Annotated in this window: 11 protein-coding genes; 3 read left to right on the top strand and 8 right to left on the bottom strand. The window is 62.4% G+C overall.

Annotation, left to right across the window (positions count from 1 at the left end; genetic code table 11):
- The first annotated feature begins 11 nt into the window (after positions 1 to 11).
- Positions 12 to 2,093 carry a TonB-dependent receptor family protein gene (locus tag BFP90_RS11250; RefSeq protein ID WP_065896708.1) on the top strand — a complete coding sequence of 694 codons (2,082 nt, stop codon included), beginning with the start codon at positions 12 to 14 and terminating at the stop codon, positions 2,091 to 2,093.
- Positions 2,094 to 2,263: 170 nt separating this feature from the next.
- Here the strand turns inward: BFP90_RS11250 and BFP90_RS11245 are convergent, their stop codons facing one another.
- From BFP90_RS11245 to glnE, 8 genes are read right to left on the bottom strand one after another with little or no spacing between them, the layout of a single operon-like run.
- Positions 2,264 to 3,715, bottom strand: a complete 1,452-nt coding sequence (locus BFP90_RS11245) for a lipopolysaccharide kinase InaA family protein (RefSeq protein WP_065896707.1) — start codon at positions 3,713 to 3,715, stop codon at positions 2,264 to 2,266.
- Entirely contained in the window at positions 3,715 to 4,467 is a 753-nt protein-coding gene (locus tag BFP90_RS11240; protein ID WP_065896706.1) for a lipopolysaccharide kinase InaA family protein, read from the bottom strand. The genes BFP90_RS11245 and BFP90_RS11240 overlap by 1 nt, the downstream gene beginning before the upstream one ends.
- On the bottom strand, positions 4,464 to 5,198 hold the full coding sequence (locus BFP90_RS11235) for a lipopolysaccharide kinase InaA family protein (RefSeq protein WP_065886570.1): 735 nt from the start codon (positions 5,196 to 5,198) through the stop codon (positions 4,464 to 4,466). The genes BFP90_RS11240 and BFP90_RS11235 overlap by 4 nt, the downstream gene beginning before the upstream one ends.
- Positions 5,198 to 6,004, bottom strand: a complete 807-nt coding sequence (gene rfaP / locus BFP90_RS11230; RefSeq protein WP_065896705.1) for a lipopolysaccharide core heptose(I) kinase RfaP — start codon at positions 6,002 to 6,004, stop codon at positions 5,198 to 5,200. The genes BFP90_RS11235 and rfaP overlap by 1 nt, the downstream gene beginning before the upstream one ends.
- Entirely contained in the window at positions 6,001 to 7,125 is a 1,125-nt protein-coding gene (locus BFP90_RS11225; RefSeq protein WP_065896704.1) for a glycosyltransferase family 4 protein, read from the bottom strand. Before BFP90_RS11225 ends, rfaP begins: the two co-directional genes overlap by 4 nt.
- Positions 7,125 to 8,186, bottom strand: coding sequence for a lipopolysaccharide heptosyltransferase I (gene waaC, locus BFP90_RS11220; RefSeq protein ID WP_065896703.1), 1,062 nt, complete (start codon positions 8,184 to 8,186; stop codon positions 7,125 to 7,127). Before waaC ends, BFP90_RS11225 begins: the two co-directional genes overlap by 1 nt.
- Before the next feature lies 1 nt (position 8,187).
- On the bottom strand, positions 8,188 to 9,222 hold the full coding sequence (gene waaF, locus BFP90_RS11215) for a lipopolysaccharide heptosyltransferase II (protein WP_065894438.1): 1,035 nt from the start codon (positions 9,220 to 9,222) through the stop codon (positions 8,188 to 8,190).
- 54 nt (positions 9,223 to 9,276) lie between these two features.
- The gene (glnE, locus tag BFP90_RS11210; protein WP_065896702.1) at positions 9,277 to 12,216 is read right to left on the bottom strand and encodes a bifunctional [glutamate--ammonia ligase]-adenylyl-L-tyrosine phosphorylase/[glutamate--ammonia-ligase] adenylyltransferase; all 2,940 of its coding nucleotides are present in this window, start codon (positions 12,214 to 12,216) and stop codon (positions 9,277 to 9,279) included.
- 383 nt (positions 12,217 to 12,599) lie between these two features.
- Here glnE and aceE point away from each other — a divergent pair, with 383 nt between their 5' ends.
- Together aceE and BFP90_RS11200 are read left to right on the top strand one after the other, a co-directional pair.
- Positions 12,600 to 15,245, top strand: coding sequence for a pyruvate dehydrogenase (acetyl-transferring), homodimeric type (gene aceE / locus BFP90_RS11205; RefSeq protein ID WP_065894434.1), 2,646 nt, complete (start codon positions 12,600 to 12,602; stop codon positions 15,243 to 15,245).
- Between the two features lie 11 nt (positions 15,246 to 15,256).
- On the top strand, positions 15,257 to 15,563 hold a 307-nt coding region (locus tag BFP90_RS11200), incomplete at its 3' end, for a biotin/lipoyl-containing protein (RefSeq protein ID WP_305118398.1).

Raw genomic sequence — 15,563 nt, 5'->3', positions numbered from 1 at the left:
TCGGCCTCTTCATGACCCTACCCGCTCCCACTCCCCTCGCCCTGCTCCTGCTGGGCCTGTGCAGCACCGTCCAGGCCGAAGAAACGCCGTTGCTGCTGGACCCCAGCGTGGTCACCGGCTCGCGCAGCGCCAGCCCGACCTTCGACCTGCCGTACTCGGTGGACGCCATCAGCCGCGAACAGATCAGTGACGGCCAACTTGGCATCAACGCCTCCGAAGCCCTGTCCCGCGTGCCTGGCCTGGTGGTGCAGAACCGCCAGAACTATGCGCAGGACCTGCAGATTTCTTCCCGTGGCTTCGGTGCCCGCTCGGCGTTCGGGGTGCGCGGCATCAAGCTGGTTGCCGACGGCATCCCCGCCAGCACCCCGGATGGCCAGGGCCAGGCGGCAACGTTCAACCTCGACACCGCCGAGCGCATCGAAGTCCTGCGCGGCCCGGCAGCCACCCTGTATGGCAGCAACGCCGGCGGGGTGATCCAGATGTTCTCCCGCAACGGCGAAGGCCCGCCACGCATCGGCGCCGAAACCCTGGTGGGCAGCGACGGGCTGAGCAAAAACCACCTCACCGCCGAAGGCGCAGCCGAGGGTGCAGGCTTTGTGCTGGACGCCTCGCGCATGGACACCAATGGCTACCGCGATCACAGCAGCGCACGCCGTGACCAGACGTTCGCCAAGCTCAACTTCCAGCCCGATGACGACAGCAAGCTGGCGTTGATCTACAGCAGCCTGGAGCAGAACGGTACGCAGGACCCGCTGGGGCAGACCTGGGCAGCGTACAAGGCTGACCCGCGCTCGGTGAGCACCAATGCGCTGACCTACAACACGCGTAAAAGCATCGACCATCAGCAACTGGGCATGAACTACGAGCGCTACATCGGCGATGCGACGCTGCAGGTGAATGCGTATACGGGGCGGCGCAGTGTGATTCAGTACCTGTCGATCCCCAGGGGCACCCCCGCCAACGAGCGCGGCGGTGGCGTGGTGCAGTTTGACCGCACGTTCTACGGTGGCAGCGCGCGCTGGATGCAGCCTATCCAGAGCGCGCCGGGGGAGTTGACGATCATCGCGGGCCTGGACTTCGACCAGAGCGAAGACAGCCGCCACGGCTATCAGAACTACAGCGGCGCCACCCTGGGCGTGAAAGGCCAGCTGCGCCGCGATGAAATCGACACCGCGCGCAGCCTCGACCCTTACCTCCAGGCCAACTGGGCCCTTGGCCGCTGGACCCTGCAGGCCGGCATTCGCCACAGCACCATGGAACTGGAGGTGGACGATCAATTCCTCGGCAACGGCGACGCCAGCGGCAGCAAGACCTACCAGAAGAACACTCCGTCGATGAGCGTGATGTACGCCTTCACGCCCGACCTGCACGGTTACGTCAGTGCCGGCAAAGGCTTCGAAACGCCCACCCAGGCCGAGCTGGCCTATGCGCCGGGTAACATCGAGGGTTTCAACTTTGGCTTGAAGCCGTCGCAAAGCACGCAATATGAAATAGGGTTGAAGGCACAACTGAACAGCACCCGCATCAACGCTGCGCTGTTTCAGATCACCACTGATGACGAACTGGTGGTGCAGCAATCCATCGGCGGTCGCACCAGCTATCAAAATGCCGGTCGCACGCTGCGCCGTGGATTCGAACTTGGGGTCGAGAGCCAACTCAGCGAGCAGTGGAGCGCCAACCTCGCCTACACCCGCCTGCAAGCCACCTACGACAGCGACTTTGCCAGCGGCGCGAACACCATCGACAAAGGCAACTACCTGCCCGGCGTGCCGCAAACCACGCTGTTCACCGAGCTGAACTGGAAACCACGGGACTGGGTCAGCACCGCCATCGAAGGCATGTACCGCAGCAAAGTCTATGTCGAAGACACCAACCGCCAACACGCCGCACCGGGCTACAGCGTATTCAACTGGCGCGCACGGTTTGAGCAGAAGATCGAGCACTGGACATTCCACCAGACCTTGCGCCTGGATAACCTGCTGGATCGCCAGTATGTGGGCTCGGTGATCGTGGGGGACGGCAATGGGCGCTACTATGAAGCGGCGCCGGGGCGGTCGTGGTATGCAGGCGCTGGGGCTGAATACCAATTCTAATGTGGGAGGGAGCTTGCGCCCGATAGCGGTGGGTCAGTTACACAGGCATTCACTGACACACCGCATCGGGGGCAAGCCCCCTCCCACACTGACCGCGCTCACACCTTCAGATGTGTAAATACAGTCAAATGTGGGAGGGGGCTTGCCCCCGATAGGGCCGAAGGCCCGCTTCACCCGGCGACGCTGACCTCTTTGGGCAACCGCTGATCAATCACCCGATACAACGCACTGTCCTGCGGCCAGTTGCGCATGAACCGCGCACGGTCTTTGGCATACGCCGCAGCAAAGCTGGCAACCGAGCTGTGTTGGCACATGGCGTCCAGGTCGATCATCGCCCAGCGCCCTTCGCTCCAGAACAGGTTATGCCCCTTGAAATCCCCATGGCTGATGCGCGCCTCGATCAACTCGGCGAACAGCCGGTCCAGCGCCAGCAGTTCATCTTCCGGCGCGTCGCCGCGTTCGACATAGGGCGCAAAGCGCTCGATGATGTCCGGCCCCGGCAGGTATTCGGTGACCAGATAGGCACGGCTGCGCAACCAGAAAAAGCGCTTCTCCAGGACCGCCAGCGGCTTGGGCGTAGCAAAGCCGAGGAACGCCAGGCGATTGCCTTCGCGCCAGGAATGCCAGGCACGGCTCGGGCGCCAGAAGCGTTTGAGCCAGTGGGTGAAACCCTTGATGTTGTAGCGCTTGATCACCAGAGGCCGGCCGGCCACTTCGACCCTGGCCACGCTCGCGGCGCCGCCGGTCTTGTACAGATGGCCCTGGTCGAGCAGCGCATCGGCCTTTTCAAGCACTGGCAGCATGGCCGCCTCTTCCTCACGGCGAATCGCGCGCAGACCAAAGGCGCCACGTACCACACTGAACAGGGTGCACTCGCGGCCGACCTTGTTCAGGTAGTCGCGCAAGCGCCAGGCGCTGACTTTGCGCACCTGCTTTTCCAGAGCCTCCAGCGGCAAGGCATGTTCGCCGTTGGCCAGCAGGTAATACACCAGCAATTCTTCGGTAAACGGCGCGAGGTTTTTCGGCAACTGGGCAAAGAACACCCCGAGGTTTTCCAGCACGCGATTGCGCGACAGCGGCTTGCCCGCCTCTTCGACACGAATCCCCGCGCCATCAATCAGATACAGCTTACCGCCCTGGCGCAGCAGGTTGTCCAGGTGCAGGTCTTCCTGCCACAAGCCCTTGGCATGCATCTGCGCAATCGCGCCCAGCGCGTCGGCGAGCACGGCGGTTTGTTCGTCGGCCAATGGCGGCAAGCTTTCGACAGCGCGCCAGGCGTCGGCCAGGCTGAGGGCGCCTTCAAGAAACTCGAACAGCAGCCAGCCACCCTCGCCTTCCTGCAAACCGTCGGCCAGCAACAGCGGCGTGGTCAGGCCTTGTTCGGCCAGCAAACGCACCCCGCTGCGCTCACGCTGGAAATGCCGCGCCGCCGAGTTGCCAACCAGCAGCTTGGCCAGCACCGGGCGACCGCGCCATATTGCGGCGCCGACGTAGCGCTGCCCCGGCAAAACCCGCAGCAGGCTGAGCAGTTGCAGTTGGCCCGGGCCTGCCGCATCGACCAGGTCTAGGGTCAGCGGCAGGCTGGGAGTACGGCCGGCGTTTTTCAGCTCGGACAAACGCATCAGCGGTTTTCCTTGTGACTGCGGCGCGCGGTAAGACGCTGATACCAGGTGGCGACCAGCGCACTGTCTTCAGGCTGCTCAAGATACGCCGCCAGCAGCTGTCGCACCTGCGCATCCGACCATTGCGGCGCGCGGCGCAGCAGGGGTTCGAGGTCCTTGACCCGGTCACGCCAGCCGAACAACAAAGGGCGGGTTTTCTCAAGGTCGATCAACTGCGCGGCGTAACCGTCAGCGGTGGCCTGCAGGAAAATATGCTTGGGATAAAAACAGCCATGCACCTGCCCCACGCTGTGCAACCGACGCGCAAGCCTGCCGCAGGCCAGCAGGATGGCGCGCTGCTGTGCGTCGCTCGACTGCGACCAGTGTTCCAGCAACGAGTCCAAATCGTTCCAACCGTCCAGGGCGCGGGTAAGCAACATCGCACGGCGCTCGCCCTTGACCTTGCGCTCGCCGAAGAACACCGCCTGCAAGGCAGGAATGCCCAGCTTGCGGTACAGGCTGATATTACGAAACTCACGGGCAAAACTTGGCTCGCCGAACGGCCGGTACAAGGTACGCGTCAGGTAGTTGCTCTGGCGCTTGAGGTAGTAACCCTGACCCTCAAGTTCCAGGCGATACACGCTGCTCCATCCGTCGCCGCTGGTGTTGGGCTCATCCACCGCATCCAGTTGCTTGGCCCACAACGTATCGAAGCTGGCCAGGCCGTTGCGCTCAAGCAAAGCGCGGTCTTCGACCGCGAGGAAGTCACTCATTCACGCCCCTCGAAAAACTTCACCACATGGCGAATCCGTTGTTTGTCTGACGTCGTCAGGTGCGTGCGTTGGCGGTATTGCATGTAGAAACGCAGGCGCTGGGTGGCCGACAGATGATACTTGGCGACCTTGTCCAGGCAGGCCAGGTCTTTGGTAATGCGGTATTTGAGCCAGAAGCCGCGCCAGAAATCGCCGTTGGGACAGTCGATCATGTACAGGGTGCGCTGATCGTCCACCAGCAGGTTGCGCCACTTCAAGTCGTTATGGGTGAAGCGATGGTCGTGCATGGTCCGCGTGTACTCGGCGAGCTGACGGCTGATACCGTCGACCCAGCGAGGGTCTTTCAGACGCGGGTCATTACGTTCGGCCAATACCGATAAATCCTCGGTCCTGGGCAATTCCCGGGTAATCATTGCACCCCGGTCATAGGCCAGGCCCTTGCGATCCAGGCCCCAGGCCACCACATCGGCGGTCGGAATCCCCCATTTGGCGAAGCGCTTGAGGTTCTGCCATTCGGATTTCACCCGCGGCTTGCCCAGGTAGCGGCGCAGGCCTTTGCCGGCGCCGACGTACCGCTTGACGTAATAATTGATCCCGCCGCGCTCCACCCGGATGACTTCCGACAGCGGGTCGCGGGTCAGGCGCTCGCCTTGCAGGGCGAACACGGCTTCCAGGCTGCCAAAGTCGTCCGCGAGCGCAGCGTAAGCGGGTTCCAGATTCCAACCCGCCATCAGAGTGCATCCCCGTAACGCTGTTTGCGCGCGTAGAGCTTGTCGGCCTTGCCTTGCAGCCACAGCAACAGAGCGCTTTCCTCGGCGAGGATCTGGCGCAGCGGCTGCTGGAAATAGCCCTTGAGAAAGCGCAGTTTGTCGCGGCGGGTCAGGCCGATGTCCAGCGCCGAGAAGTACAGCGCGGCCAGGTCCTTGTCACGCCAGCGATGGCTGATTTTGTCGCGCGTCTGGGCGCGGTGCAGGTCGATGATCGAGAGCTTGAAGTTATCGGCCGTCACCGGCGTATCGGTGTGCAGCAGGAAGTGGCAGATGTAGCAATCACGGTGGTTGACGCCGCCGCGATGCATCATGCCGGTCATGCGCGCCACTTCAGCGATCAGCGCGCGCTTGAGACGCGGCTGCGGCGGCTGCTTGAGCCAGTCGATGCTGAAATCTTCGAGGCTGACAGTCGGCGCCAGTTCTTCGGTAATGATGAAGGAGTGCTGATCGGCCGGGTTGCTGCCGCGCTCGCCATAGGCCACGGCGGTCATGGTCGGCACGCCCAGTGCCTGCAGGCGCTGGATCGCCAGCCATTCCTGACCGGCGCCCAGCACCGGCAGCTTGGCGGTCACAAGGTTCTTGACGATCTCGCCCCAGCCGATCCCACGATGGATCTTCACAAAGTAGCCGCGGCCATCCACCTCGGTACGCAGCGTGCGACGCGCCTCCAGTTCACGGTAAACCTCGCCTTGCAGGCACTCGACAGCGGCGAACACATCCTGCCCGGCCCAGAGGGTTTTGAACGGTTCGGCAAGCATCAATTTCATCGTTTTGGCTCCGCCAGAATCACATCCGCAGCGTGCTGCGGCATGCTATAGAGGTCGGCCGTCTCGGCGAAGGCCAACCCATTGCGGCCCCAGGCCGCGCGCTGTGCAGAATCAGACAACATCCGCGCCAGGTACCCGTTGAGCTGCGTCTGTTCGAACGGCTCATCCAGGACCAGGCCACTGTCGGCTTCGGCGATGTAATGGGCATAACCACATACCGCCGAGACCAGCACCGGCAACCCGGCCACCAGGGCTTCGAGCAAGACCGTGCCGGTGTTTTCGTTATACGCCGGGTGGATCAACAGGTCGGCGCCCAGCAGGAAACGCGGGATATCGCTGCGCCCCTTGAGGAACTGCACGTTATCGCCCAAACCCAATGTGGCGCTCTGCAATTGGAATACTTTGGGGTCGTCCTGGCCGATTACAAACAGACGGGTGCGTTTCTTCAATTGCGACGGTAACGCCGCCAGCGCCTTGAGGCTGCGGTCGACGCCCTTGGTCTTGAAGCCCGAACCGATCTGCACCAGCAGCAAGTCGTCCTCGTCCAGGCCGAATTCCTCGCGGAACCCTTCGCGTATCATGGCCGCATCCGGCGGCGCACGGCGATCCTGGGCAATGCCCGGCGGCAGCAGGTGGAAGCGTTCCAGCGGTGTGGCGTAATGTTTGATGAACAGCGGCTGCTGCACCTCGGAAATCATCAGGATTTCGGTCTTGGCGTCCTTGGCAAACACGGCGCGCTCGTAGTCGGCAAAGTGTTTGTAACGACCAAAATAACGGTACAGCGAATGACGCAGGTTTTGCGCCTTGTCTTCAAAGCAGCCGTCGGCGGCGTAGTACACATCAAGGTCGGGCATCTTGTTGAAGCCGATCAGGCGATCCACCGGGCGTTTGGCAAGGTCGGCTTTCATCCACGCGCTGAGCTTCTCGTTGCGCCGATGGTTGAAGAATGCCTTGACCGGCGCCACCAGCACTTCGAAGCCCGGCGGGATATCGCCCTCCCAGATCAAGGTGTACACGCGGATTTTATGCCCGCGTTGCTGGCACTCCAGGGCGATGCGCATGAAGTCGCGCTGCAGGCCACCGAAGGGAAAATATTTGTACAGTACGAAAGCCAGTTGCATCAGTGCAGCTCCTCAGCCAGTAACAACGTGCTCAGCCGGCTCGCTACACGCTCAGGATTGAGGCGCGTGAAGCACAGGGGCGACTCGCGCTTGATGTCGAACCGCCGCAGGTCATCGGCGGTGGGTTGATAAGTGCATTGCTTTTGCAGGCACGGCGCACACGGCCAGTCGCTGGCCAGGTGGATCTGGCCTTTGCCGTAGGCGCCGGTGAGGCCCGGATTGGTAGGCCCGAACAGCGAAATGGTCGGCACATCCAGCGCAGCCGCCAGATGGCCCAGACCGGTGTCCACCGCCACACAGGCACGGGCACCGGCCAACACACGGGCCACGCCCGCCAGGTTCAGTTTTGGCAGCACTTCGGCGTTGGCCAGGCCTTGAGCCAGGCGCTCGGCGCGGGCCTTTTCGATGGCGCTGCCCCACGGCAATTTCACGTCCACGCCCAGGCGGCCCATGCGTTCGGCCAGTTCGCGCCAGTAGGCCTCGGGCCAGTGCTTGGTGTCCCAGGTCGTACCGTGCAGCAGCAGCACGAAAGGTTTCTTCGGCGGCAGACCCAGCAGTTTCTCGACGCTCAGGCCATAGTCGCCCAGGCCCTTGGGCAGGTCGTAACCCAACGCCACGCCAAACAGTTGGCGCAGGCGCTCCACCGCATGTTGCCCGCGGGCCACGGCCAGGCGGCGGGAATAAAAGCGCGCCGCCAGGGGTTCGCGTGCCGAGCTTTTATCGAACCCGGCTACCGGCGCCCGCACGTAGCGGGTCAGCCAGGCACTTTTCAACAGGCCCTGGGCGTCGATCACCAGGTCATACCGGGTCGACTGCAGCGCCTGTTTGAACCGCCGCCATTCGCCGCTCTTGAGGGTTTGCCAGAGGTTCTTGCGCCAGCGACGAATCGCCACCGGGATCACCTTGTCTACCGCCGGGTGCCAGGTCGGGATTTCAGCGAAGCCTTCTTCCACCACCCAGTCGAAACGGATGCCGGGGATCGCCCGCGCCGCATCGGTCAGTGCCGGCAAGGCGTGGATCACGTCGCCCAGGGATGAGGTCTTGATTACCAGTACCCGCAACTCAGTGAACCTCGACCACGTCGCCCTGCAACCGCTGCAACGCGTCGGTCACCGGCTGCGGCAGCAATTGGCGCAGGCAATTGTAGTGGCCGAAACGGCAGGTGCGCTCAAAACAGGGGCTGCAATCCAGGCCCAGGCGCACCACTTCGACCTTGTCCGCCAGGGGCGGGGTGAAGCCGGGTGACGTCGAGCCGTACACCGCCACCAAGGGACGGTTCAGCGCGGCGGCAACGTGCATCAGGCCGGAATCATTGGACACCACCGCGTCGGCGCACGACAGCAAGTCGATGGCCTCGGCCAGGGACGTTTCGCCACTGAGGTTCACCGCCTCTTCGCGCAGGCCCGGAATCAGGCGCTGGCGAATATCCTCACCCACCGAATGATCGTTCTTCGAGCCAAACAGCCACACCTGCCAGCCTTCGCGAATCCTGGTCTCGGCGACCTTGGCGTAATGCTCCGACGGCCAGCGCTTGGACTCGCCAAACTCGGCGCCCGGGCACAGCGCCAATACCGGGCGATCCAGCGTCAGGCCGAACTTGGCCAGCGCCGCAGCGCGGGTCACCGGGTCAATCTGCAAGCTGGGGCGCGGGTACGGCTTGGGCAGTTCGGCGCCCGGCTCGTAGGCCAGGGCCATGAAACGTTCGATCATCAGCGGATAGCGGGCTTTATCCAGGGTGCGTACGTCATTGAGCAGCACGTAGCGAAACTCGCCGCGCCAGCCGGTACGCTTGGGGATGCCGGCAAAAAACGGCACCAGCGCCGACTTCAGCGAGTTGGGCAACAGGATGGCCTGGTCGTACTGGCCGGCCATGGCTTTGCCGATGCGACGGCGGGTCGCCAATTCCAGCGCGCCATGGCCGAGCGGAAAGCTCAAGGCCTTGCGCACTTGCGGCATGCGCTCAAGGATCGGCCGGCTCCACTCAGGGGCGAGCACGTCGATCTGGCAGTCCGGATAGCGCAGCCGCAGGCACTGGAACAGTGTCTGCGCCATCACCATGTCTCCGACCCAGCTGGGCCCAACGATCAGAATATTCATGTCATTTCCACAAACGATGCGGGGAGGCTTATGCCTCCCCGCCCTAATAGTGTTTCAGCTCAAGCCCAGCGTTTGCCAGATTCGCATCACCTGTCGCCGTTCGTCGGCGAACTGGTCGCCGGCCACCGTACCGGCCTCGTTCTGCAAGGCTTGGCGGTGCGCGGCTGAGCGGTAGGCCTTATACACTTCACGCAGCAAGTGAGCATCGGCGGCGGGCATCAGCCCGACCTGCTCCAGGCCCTCGAGGATGCGGATATTGTCGGTGTAGCGCAGCAACGATGGATGTTGCGCAGACCACGCCAAAGCGGCGTATTGCACCATAAATTCAATATCGACGATACCTCCGGCGTCCTGCTTGAGGTCGAACAGCGCCGTGGCTTCGAAGGCATTGGCGCCCCTGCCGGCCGTTGTGCTCTTGGTTCCCAGGTTATCGCGCATCTTGGCGCGCATCTCGCTGACCTCCTGGCGCAGCTTGGCCAGATCCCGCTCACGCCCCAACACGTTAGCGCGTACCTGCTCGAATGCATGGCCCACATCCTGGCTGCCGACCAGGACGCGTGCGCGAATCAGCGCCTGATGCTCCCAGGTCCAGGCTTCATTTTGTTGATAGCGGTCGAATGCGCCCAGCGAACTGACCAGCAAGCCGGACGCCCCTGAAGGTCGCAGACGCATATCCACTTCGTACAACTGGCCGGAGTTGGTCTGGGTGGTCAGCAGGTGAATGATGCGCTGGCCCAGGCGCGTGAAGAACTGCGCGCCGTCGATCGGCTTGGCGCCGTCGGTCTCGGCCTGCGGGTCGCCGTCATGGATAAACACCAGGTCCAGGTCCGAACCATGCCCCAGTTCGATACCGCCGACCTTTCCATAACCGACAATGATGAACCCGGGATCGCACAGGCTGCCGTCCAGCCGTTGCGGCGAGCCGTGACGGGCGACGGTCTGGCGCCAGGCCAGGGCCAGCACTTGCTCGAGAATGGCTTCGGCGAGCCAGGTGAGGTAGTCGCTGACTTTCATCAACGGCAGGCTGCCGGCGATTTCCGACGCCGCCACGCGCAGACGGTGCGCCAGCTTGAAATGGCGCAGCGCTTCCATCTGCTGCTCGAGGTCGTCTTCGGGGATACGCGTGAGGCGCTCGCGCAACTCGGCGGCCAGTTCCGGCGCCAGCGGTGGCTTGAACAAGCGTCCTTCGTTGAGCAATTCATCCAGCAACAGCGGAAAGCGCGTGATCTGCTCGGCGATCCACGGGCTCGCGGCGCACAGGGTCAATAGACGGCGCAGGGCGTCGGGATTCTCGGTGAGCAGCACCAGGTAAGCGGAACGCCGCGCGACGGCCTCCACCAGGGGCAGTACGCGCTCCAGTACCAGGTCCGGATTGGCGTGTTCGACAGCCTGGGCCAGCAAGCGCGGGATAAACGCATCCAGGCGCTCGCGACCGAGGCGCTGCATGGCGCGCAGTTGGGGGCTACCGCGCAGGCCGGCCAGGGCTTTGAGCGCCTTGGGCGCGTCAGTAAAGCCGCCTTCGCCCAATTGGCGGCAGGCCGCGTCGTCGTCCTGGGACTCTTCCCACAGCGGAAGCCACTCCCCACCGACAACCAACTCGCTTTCTTCACCCTCTTCTTCATCAGGGTCGGCAATCACTTGGCGGAAATGCCAATCCACTCGCCCACGCCAATACATCAAGCGCTCGTGGAACGCGGCCCAATCGGCAAAGCCCAGCATGAAGGCAATACGCGCCTGGTCTTCGGGGCTGTCCGGGAGCATTTGGGTCTGGCGGTCGGCAATCGCCTGGATCGCGTGCTCGGTGTAACGCAGGAATTCGTAGCCATTGCGCAGCTCGGCAATCACCGCAGGCGGCAGGTAGCCCTGGCCTTCCAGGGTGCCGAGCACGTTCAACAGCGGGCGTTGCTGCAGGCTGAGGTCGCGACCACCGTGGATCAGTTGAAACGCCTGGGCGATAAATTCCACCTCGCGAATACCGCCCGAACCCAGCTTGATATTGTCGGCCATGCCCTTGCGCCGCACTTCCTGCTGGATCAACTGCTTCATGGTGCGCAGCGCTTCGATGGCCGAGAAGTCCAGGTAACGGCGATAGACGAACGGGCGCAGCATGTCGAGCAGTTGCGCGCCGGCCACCTGGTCTCCGGCGACGACGCGGGCCTTGATCATGGCGTAACGTTCCCAGTCGCGGCCCTGGTCCTGGTAGTACTGCTCCAGCGCGTTGAAGCTGAGTACCAGCGCACCCGCCGAACCGTAGGGGCGCAGGCGCATGTCGACGCGAAAGACGAAACCGTCGACGGTCATCGGGTCGAGGGCCTTGATCAATTTTTGACCAAGACGGATGAAAAACTCCTGGTTATCCAGGGCGCGCTTGACCCCTACTGTCTCGCCGCCTTCGGGGTAGGCGAAGATCAGGTCGATATCCGACGACAGGTTCAGCTCCACGGCCCCGAGCTTGCCCATGCCGAGGATGACCATGTGCTGCGCCTCGCCGCTGCGCCGCCCGGTTGGCGTGCCGAACTGCACGCAATGGCGCTGGTACAGCCACTGGTAGGCCTGGTCGATACAGGCGTCGGCCATGTCGGAGAGGTCGCGACAGGTTTGCACCAGGTCAGCCTGGCGGGTCAGGTCGCGCCAGATGATGCGCACCTGCTGGCGCGTGCGCTGGCGGCGCAGCACACGGCCCATCTGCTCTTCTGTATCGGCCTGTTGCACGGCACCGGCAATCTGCCCGCACAGTTCACCCGGCGCAAAACCCCGGTCCAGCTCGCCCCAGGCCACCAGCTCGAGCAACATCAAAGGGTCACGAACACTCTGTTCAATCACGAAATCACTGGCGGCGCACACCCGCGCGAAGTCGGCCCAGCGTTGCGGCGTCCAGCCAGAAAGGCCATGATCGTCATCCAGCGCGGCCACGGCGTCACGAAATGACTGCTCGGCCCGACTGGCGTAAGGCAACAGAATGGCCGGCAGTTCGGCCAGCGTAGGAAGGCTCATGGTCTATCCTTGATCGGCGGGTAAATGGCGTGTAGTTGTGAACGCAGGAGCCCTGCTCGATGAAGGACTGTCGAACAAAAGTTACAAATAGCTGAAATTAAATTAATCTTGGCAGGCAACATCAAACTTTCACCTTTTCTTGTTCGCAATAGACCAACAATAACGATTATGCTCACCAGCCAGACCGAGCCATACGCTCGGTCTTGTGTAGTTTTACTACTCGTATATACATTCGAAAGGCTGAAATGGCCGACGATTTGTAGTAAAACTACAGGACGCCGAAGCAACCTTCGGCCATCCAAGAATTTATGTCGTCTGCCCACAAGGCCAGTCGCAAACTTCAGGCAACCGATTCTGGTAGCCTTTCCGCCCTGGAGCAAGCCATGCAAGACCTCGATCCCGTCGAAACCCAGGAATGGCTGGACGCCCTGGAATCGGTTCTCGACAAAGAAGGCGAAGACCGTGCTCATTACCTGATGACCCGTATGGGCGAACTCGCGACCCGCAGCGGCTCGCAGTTGCCTTACGCCATCACTACGCCATACCGCAACACCATCCCCGTTACCCACGAAGCACGCATGCCTGGCGACCTGTTCATGGAACGCCGCATTCGCTCGCTGGTACGTTGGAACGCCATGGCGATGGTAATGCGCACGAACTTGAAAGATTCGGACCTGGGCGGTCACATCTCCAGCTTCGCTTCCAGCGCAACCCTGTATGACATCGGCTTCAACTACTTCTTCCAGGCCCCGACCGACGAACACGGCGGCGACCTGATCTACTTCCAGGGCCACACCTCGCCAGGCGTCTACGCCCGTGCGTTCATGGAAGGTCGCATCAGCGAAGAACAAATGAACAACTTCCGCCAGGAAGTCGACGGTCAGGGCCTGTCGTCCTACCCGCACCCTTGGCTGATGCCTGATTTCTGGCAGTTCCCGACGGTATCCATGGGCCTGGGCCCGATCCAGGCGATCTACCAGGCACGCTTCATGAAGTACCTGGAAGCCCGTGGCTTCATCCCCGAAGGCAAGCAGAAAGTCTGGTGCTTCCTGGGCGACGGCGAGTGCGACGAGCCGGAATCCCTGGGCGCCATCTCCCTGGCCGGCCGCGAGAAGCTGGACAACCTGATCTTCGTCATCAACTGCAACCTGCAGCGCCTCGACGGCCCGGTTCGCGGCAACGGCAAGATCATCCAGGAACTCGAAGGCGTGTTCCGCGGCGCTCACTGGAACGTGACCAAAGTCATCTGGGGCCGTTTCTGGGACCCACTGCTGGCCAAGGACGTCGACGGTATCCTGCAACGTCGCATGGACGAAGTCATCGACGGCGAGTACCAGAACTACAAGGCCAAAGACGGCGCGTTCGTTCGCGAGCACTTCTTCAACACGCCTGAACTCAAGGCGATGGTTGCCGACCTGTCCGACGACGAGATCTGGAAACTCAACCGTGGCGGCCACGACCCGTACAAGGTCTACGCGGCGTACCACGAAGCGGTCAACCACAAGGAACAACCGACCGTCATCCTGGCCAAGACCATCAAGGGTTATGGCACCGGTGCCGGCGAAGCGAAGAACACCGCGCACAACACCAAGAAAGTCGACGTCGACAGCCTGAAGCTGTTCCGCGACCGCTTCGACATCCCGGTCAAGGACGAAGAGCTGGAGAACCTGCCGTTCTTCAAGCCGGAGCCGAACAGCGCCGAAGCCCGTTACCTCAGCGAGCGTCGTAGCGCCCTGGGCGGTTTCGTGCCGCAACGCCGCGCCAAGAGCATGAGCATCCCGACGCCGCCACTCGATACCCTCAAGGCTATCCTGGACGGCTCGGGCGACCGTGAAATCTCCACCACCATGGCCTTCGTGCGCATCCTTGCGCAACTGGTCAAGGACAAGGAAATCGGTTCGCGCATCGTCCCGATCATCCCGGACGAAGCCCGTACCTTCGGTATGGAAGGCATGTTCCGCCAGTTGGGCATCTACTCCTCCGTCGGCCAGCTCTACGAGCCAGTCGATAAAGACCAGGTGATGTTCTACAAGGAAGACAAGAAGGGCCAGATCCTCGAAGAAGGCATCAACGAAGCGGGCGCCATGAGCTCCTTCATCGCTGCCGGTACTTCGTACTCCAGCCACAACCAGCCGATGCTGCCGTTCTACATCTTCTACTCGATGTTCGGCTTCCAACGTATTGGCGACCTGGCCTGGGCAGCCGGCGACAGCCGTACCCGTGGTTTCCTGATCGGCGGCACTGCCGGCCGCACCACGCTGAACGGCGAAGGCCTGCAACACGAAGACGGTCACAGCCACATCCTGGCTGCCACCATCCCGAACTGCCGCACCTTTGATCCAACCTACGGCTACGAGCTGGCGGTGATCATCCAGGACGGCATGAAGAAGATGACCGAAGAGCAGCAGGACGTTTTCTACTACATCACCGTGATGAACGAGTCCTACCAGCAGCCAGCCATGCCGGCCGGTGTGGAAGAAGGCATCATCAAGGGCATGTACCTGCTCGAGGAAGACACCAAGGAAGCGGCTCACCACGTACAACTGATGGGCTCCGGCACCATCCTGCGCGAAGTGCGTGAAGCGGCGAAGATCCTGCGTGACGAATTCAACGTCGGCGCCGACGTGTGGAGCGTGACCAGCTTCAACGAACTGCGTCGCGACGGCCTGGCCGTAGAGCGCAGCAACCGCCTGCACCCTGGCCAGAAACCAGCCAAGAGCTACGTCGAAGAATGCCTGGCCGGCCGTAAGGGTCCGGTCATCGCCTCTACCGACTACATGAAACTGTTTGCTGAACAAATTCGCCAGTGGGTCCCGTCCAAGGAATTCAAAGTCCTGGGCACCGACGGTTTCGGTCGCAGTGACAGCCGCAAGAAGCTGCGTCACTTCTTCGAAGTCGACCGTCACTTCGTGGTGTTGGCAGCCCTGGAAGCCTTGGCTGACCGTGGTGAGATCGAACCCAAGGTGGTGGCTGACGCCATCGTCAAGTTCGGGATCAACCCGGAAAAACGCAACCCACTGGACTGCTGAGGAGATTTTTTGTGAGCGAACTCATTCGCGTACCTGACATCGGCAGCGGTGAAGGTGAAGTAATCGAGCTGTTTGTGAAGGTCGGCGACACCGTCGAAGCCGACCAGAGCATCCTGACCCTGGAATCGGACAAGGCGAGCATGGAAATCCCTGCTCCCAAGGCCGGCGTGGTCAAGAGCCTGAAAGTGAAGCTGGGCGACCGCCTGAAAGAAGGCGACGAACTGCTGGAGTTGGAAATCGAAGGTGCTGCCGATGCAGCGCCTGCGGCTGCCGCTCCGGCCGCCGCTGCACCTGCACCTGCTGCTGAACAGCCTGTCG

Source organism: Pseudomonas sp. 24 E 13 (genome assembly GCF_900004715.1).
In the GTDB taxonomy this organism is placed as follows: Bacteria; Pseudomonadota; Gammaproteobacteria; order Pseudomonadales; family Pseudomonadaceae; genus Aquipseudomonas; species Aquipseudomonas orientalis_A.
The sequence above is the reverse complement of the archived record's forward strand: the minus strand, read 5'-3'. Positions and strand labels throughout refer to the sequence as shown.

Excerpts from the sequence above, each read along its gene's own strand:
- BFP90_RS11240 (WP_065896706.1), bottom strand. The coding sequence starts at position 4,467 with ATGAGTGACTTCCTCGCGGTCGAAGACCGCGCTTTGCTTGAGCGCAAC.
- glnE (WP_065896702.1), bottom strand. The coding sequence starts at position 12,216 with ATGAGCCTTCCTACGCTGGCCGAACTGCCGGCCATTCTGTTGCCTTAC.
- waaF (WP_065894438.1), bottom strand. The coding sequence starts at position 9,222 with ATGAATATTCTGATCGTTGGGCCCAGCTGGGTCGGAGACATGGTGATG.
- aceE (WP_065894434.1), top strand. The coding sequence starts at position 12,600 with ATGCAAGACCTCGATCCCGTCGAAACCCAGGAATGGCTGGACGCCCTG.
- rfaP (WP_065896705.1), bottom strand. The coding sequence starts at position 6,004 with ATGAAATTGATGCTTGCCGAACCGTTCAAAACCCTCTGGGCCGGGCAG.
- BFP90_RS11245 (WP_065896707.1), bottom strand. The coding sequence starts at position 3,715 with ATGCGTTTGTCCGAGCTGAAAAACGCCGGCCGTACTCCCAGCCTGCCG.
- BFP90_RS11225 (WP_065896704.1), bottom strand. The coding sequence starts at position 7,125 with ATGCAACTGGCTTTCGTACTGTACAAATATTTTCCCTTCGGTGGCCTG.
- BFP90_RS11250 (WP_065896708.1), top strand. The coding sequence starts at position 12 with ATGACCCTACCCGCTCCCACTCCCCTCGCCCTGCTCCTGCTGGGCCTG.
- BFP90_RS11235 (WP_065886570.1), bottom strand. The coding sequence starts at position 5,198 with ATGGCGGGTTGGAATCTGGAACCCGCTTACGCTGCGCTCGCGGACGAC.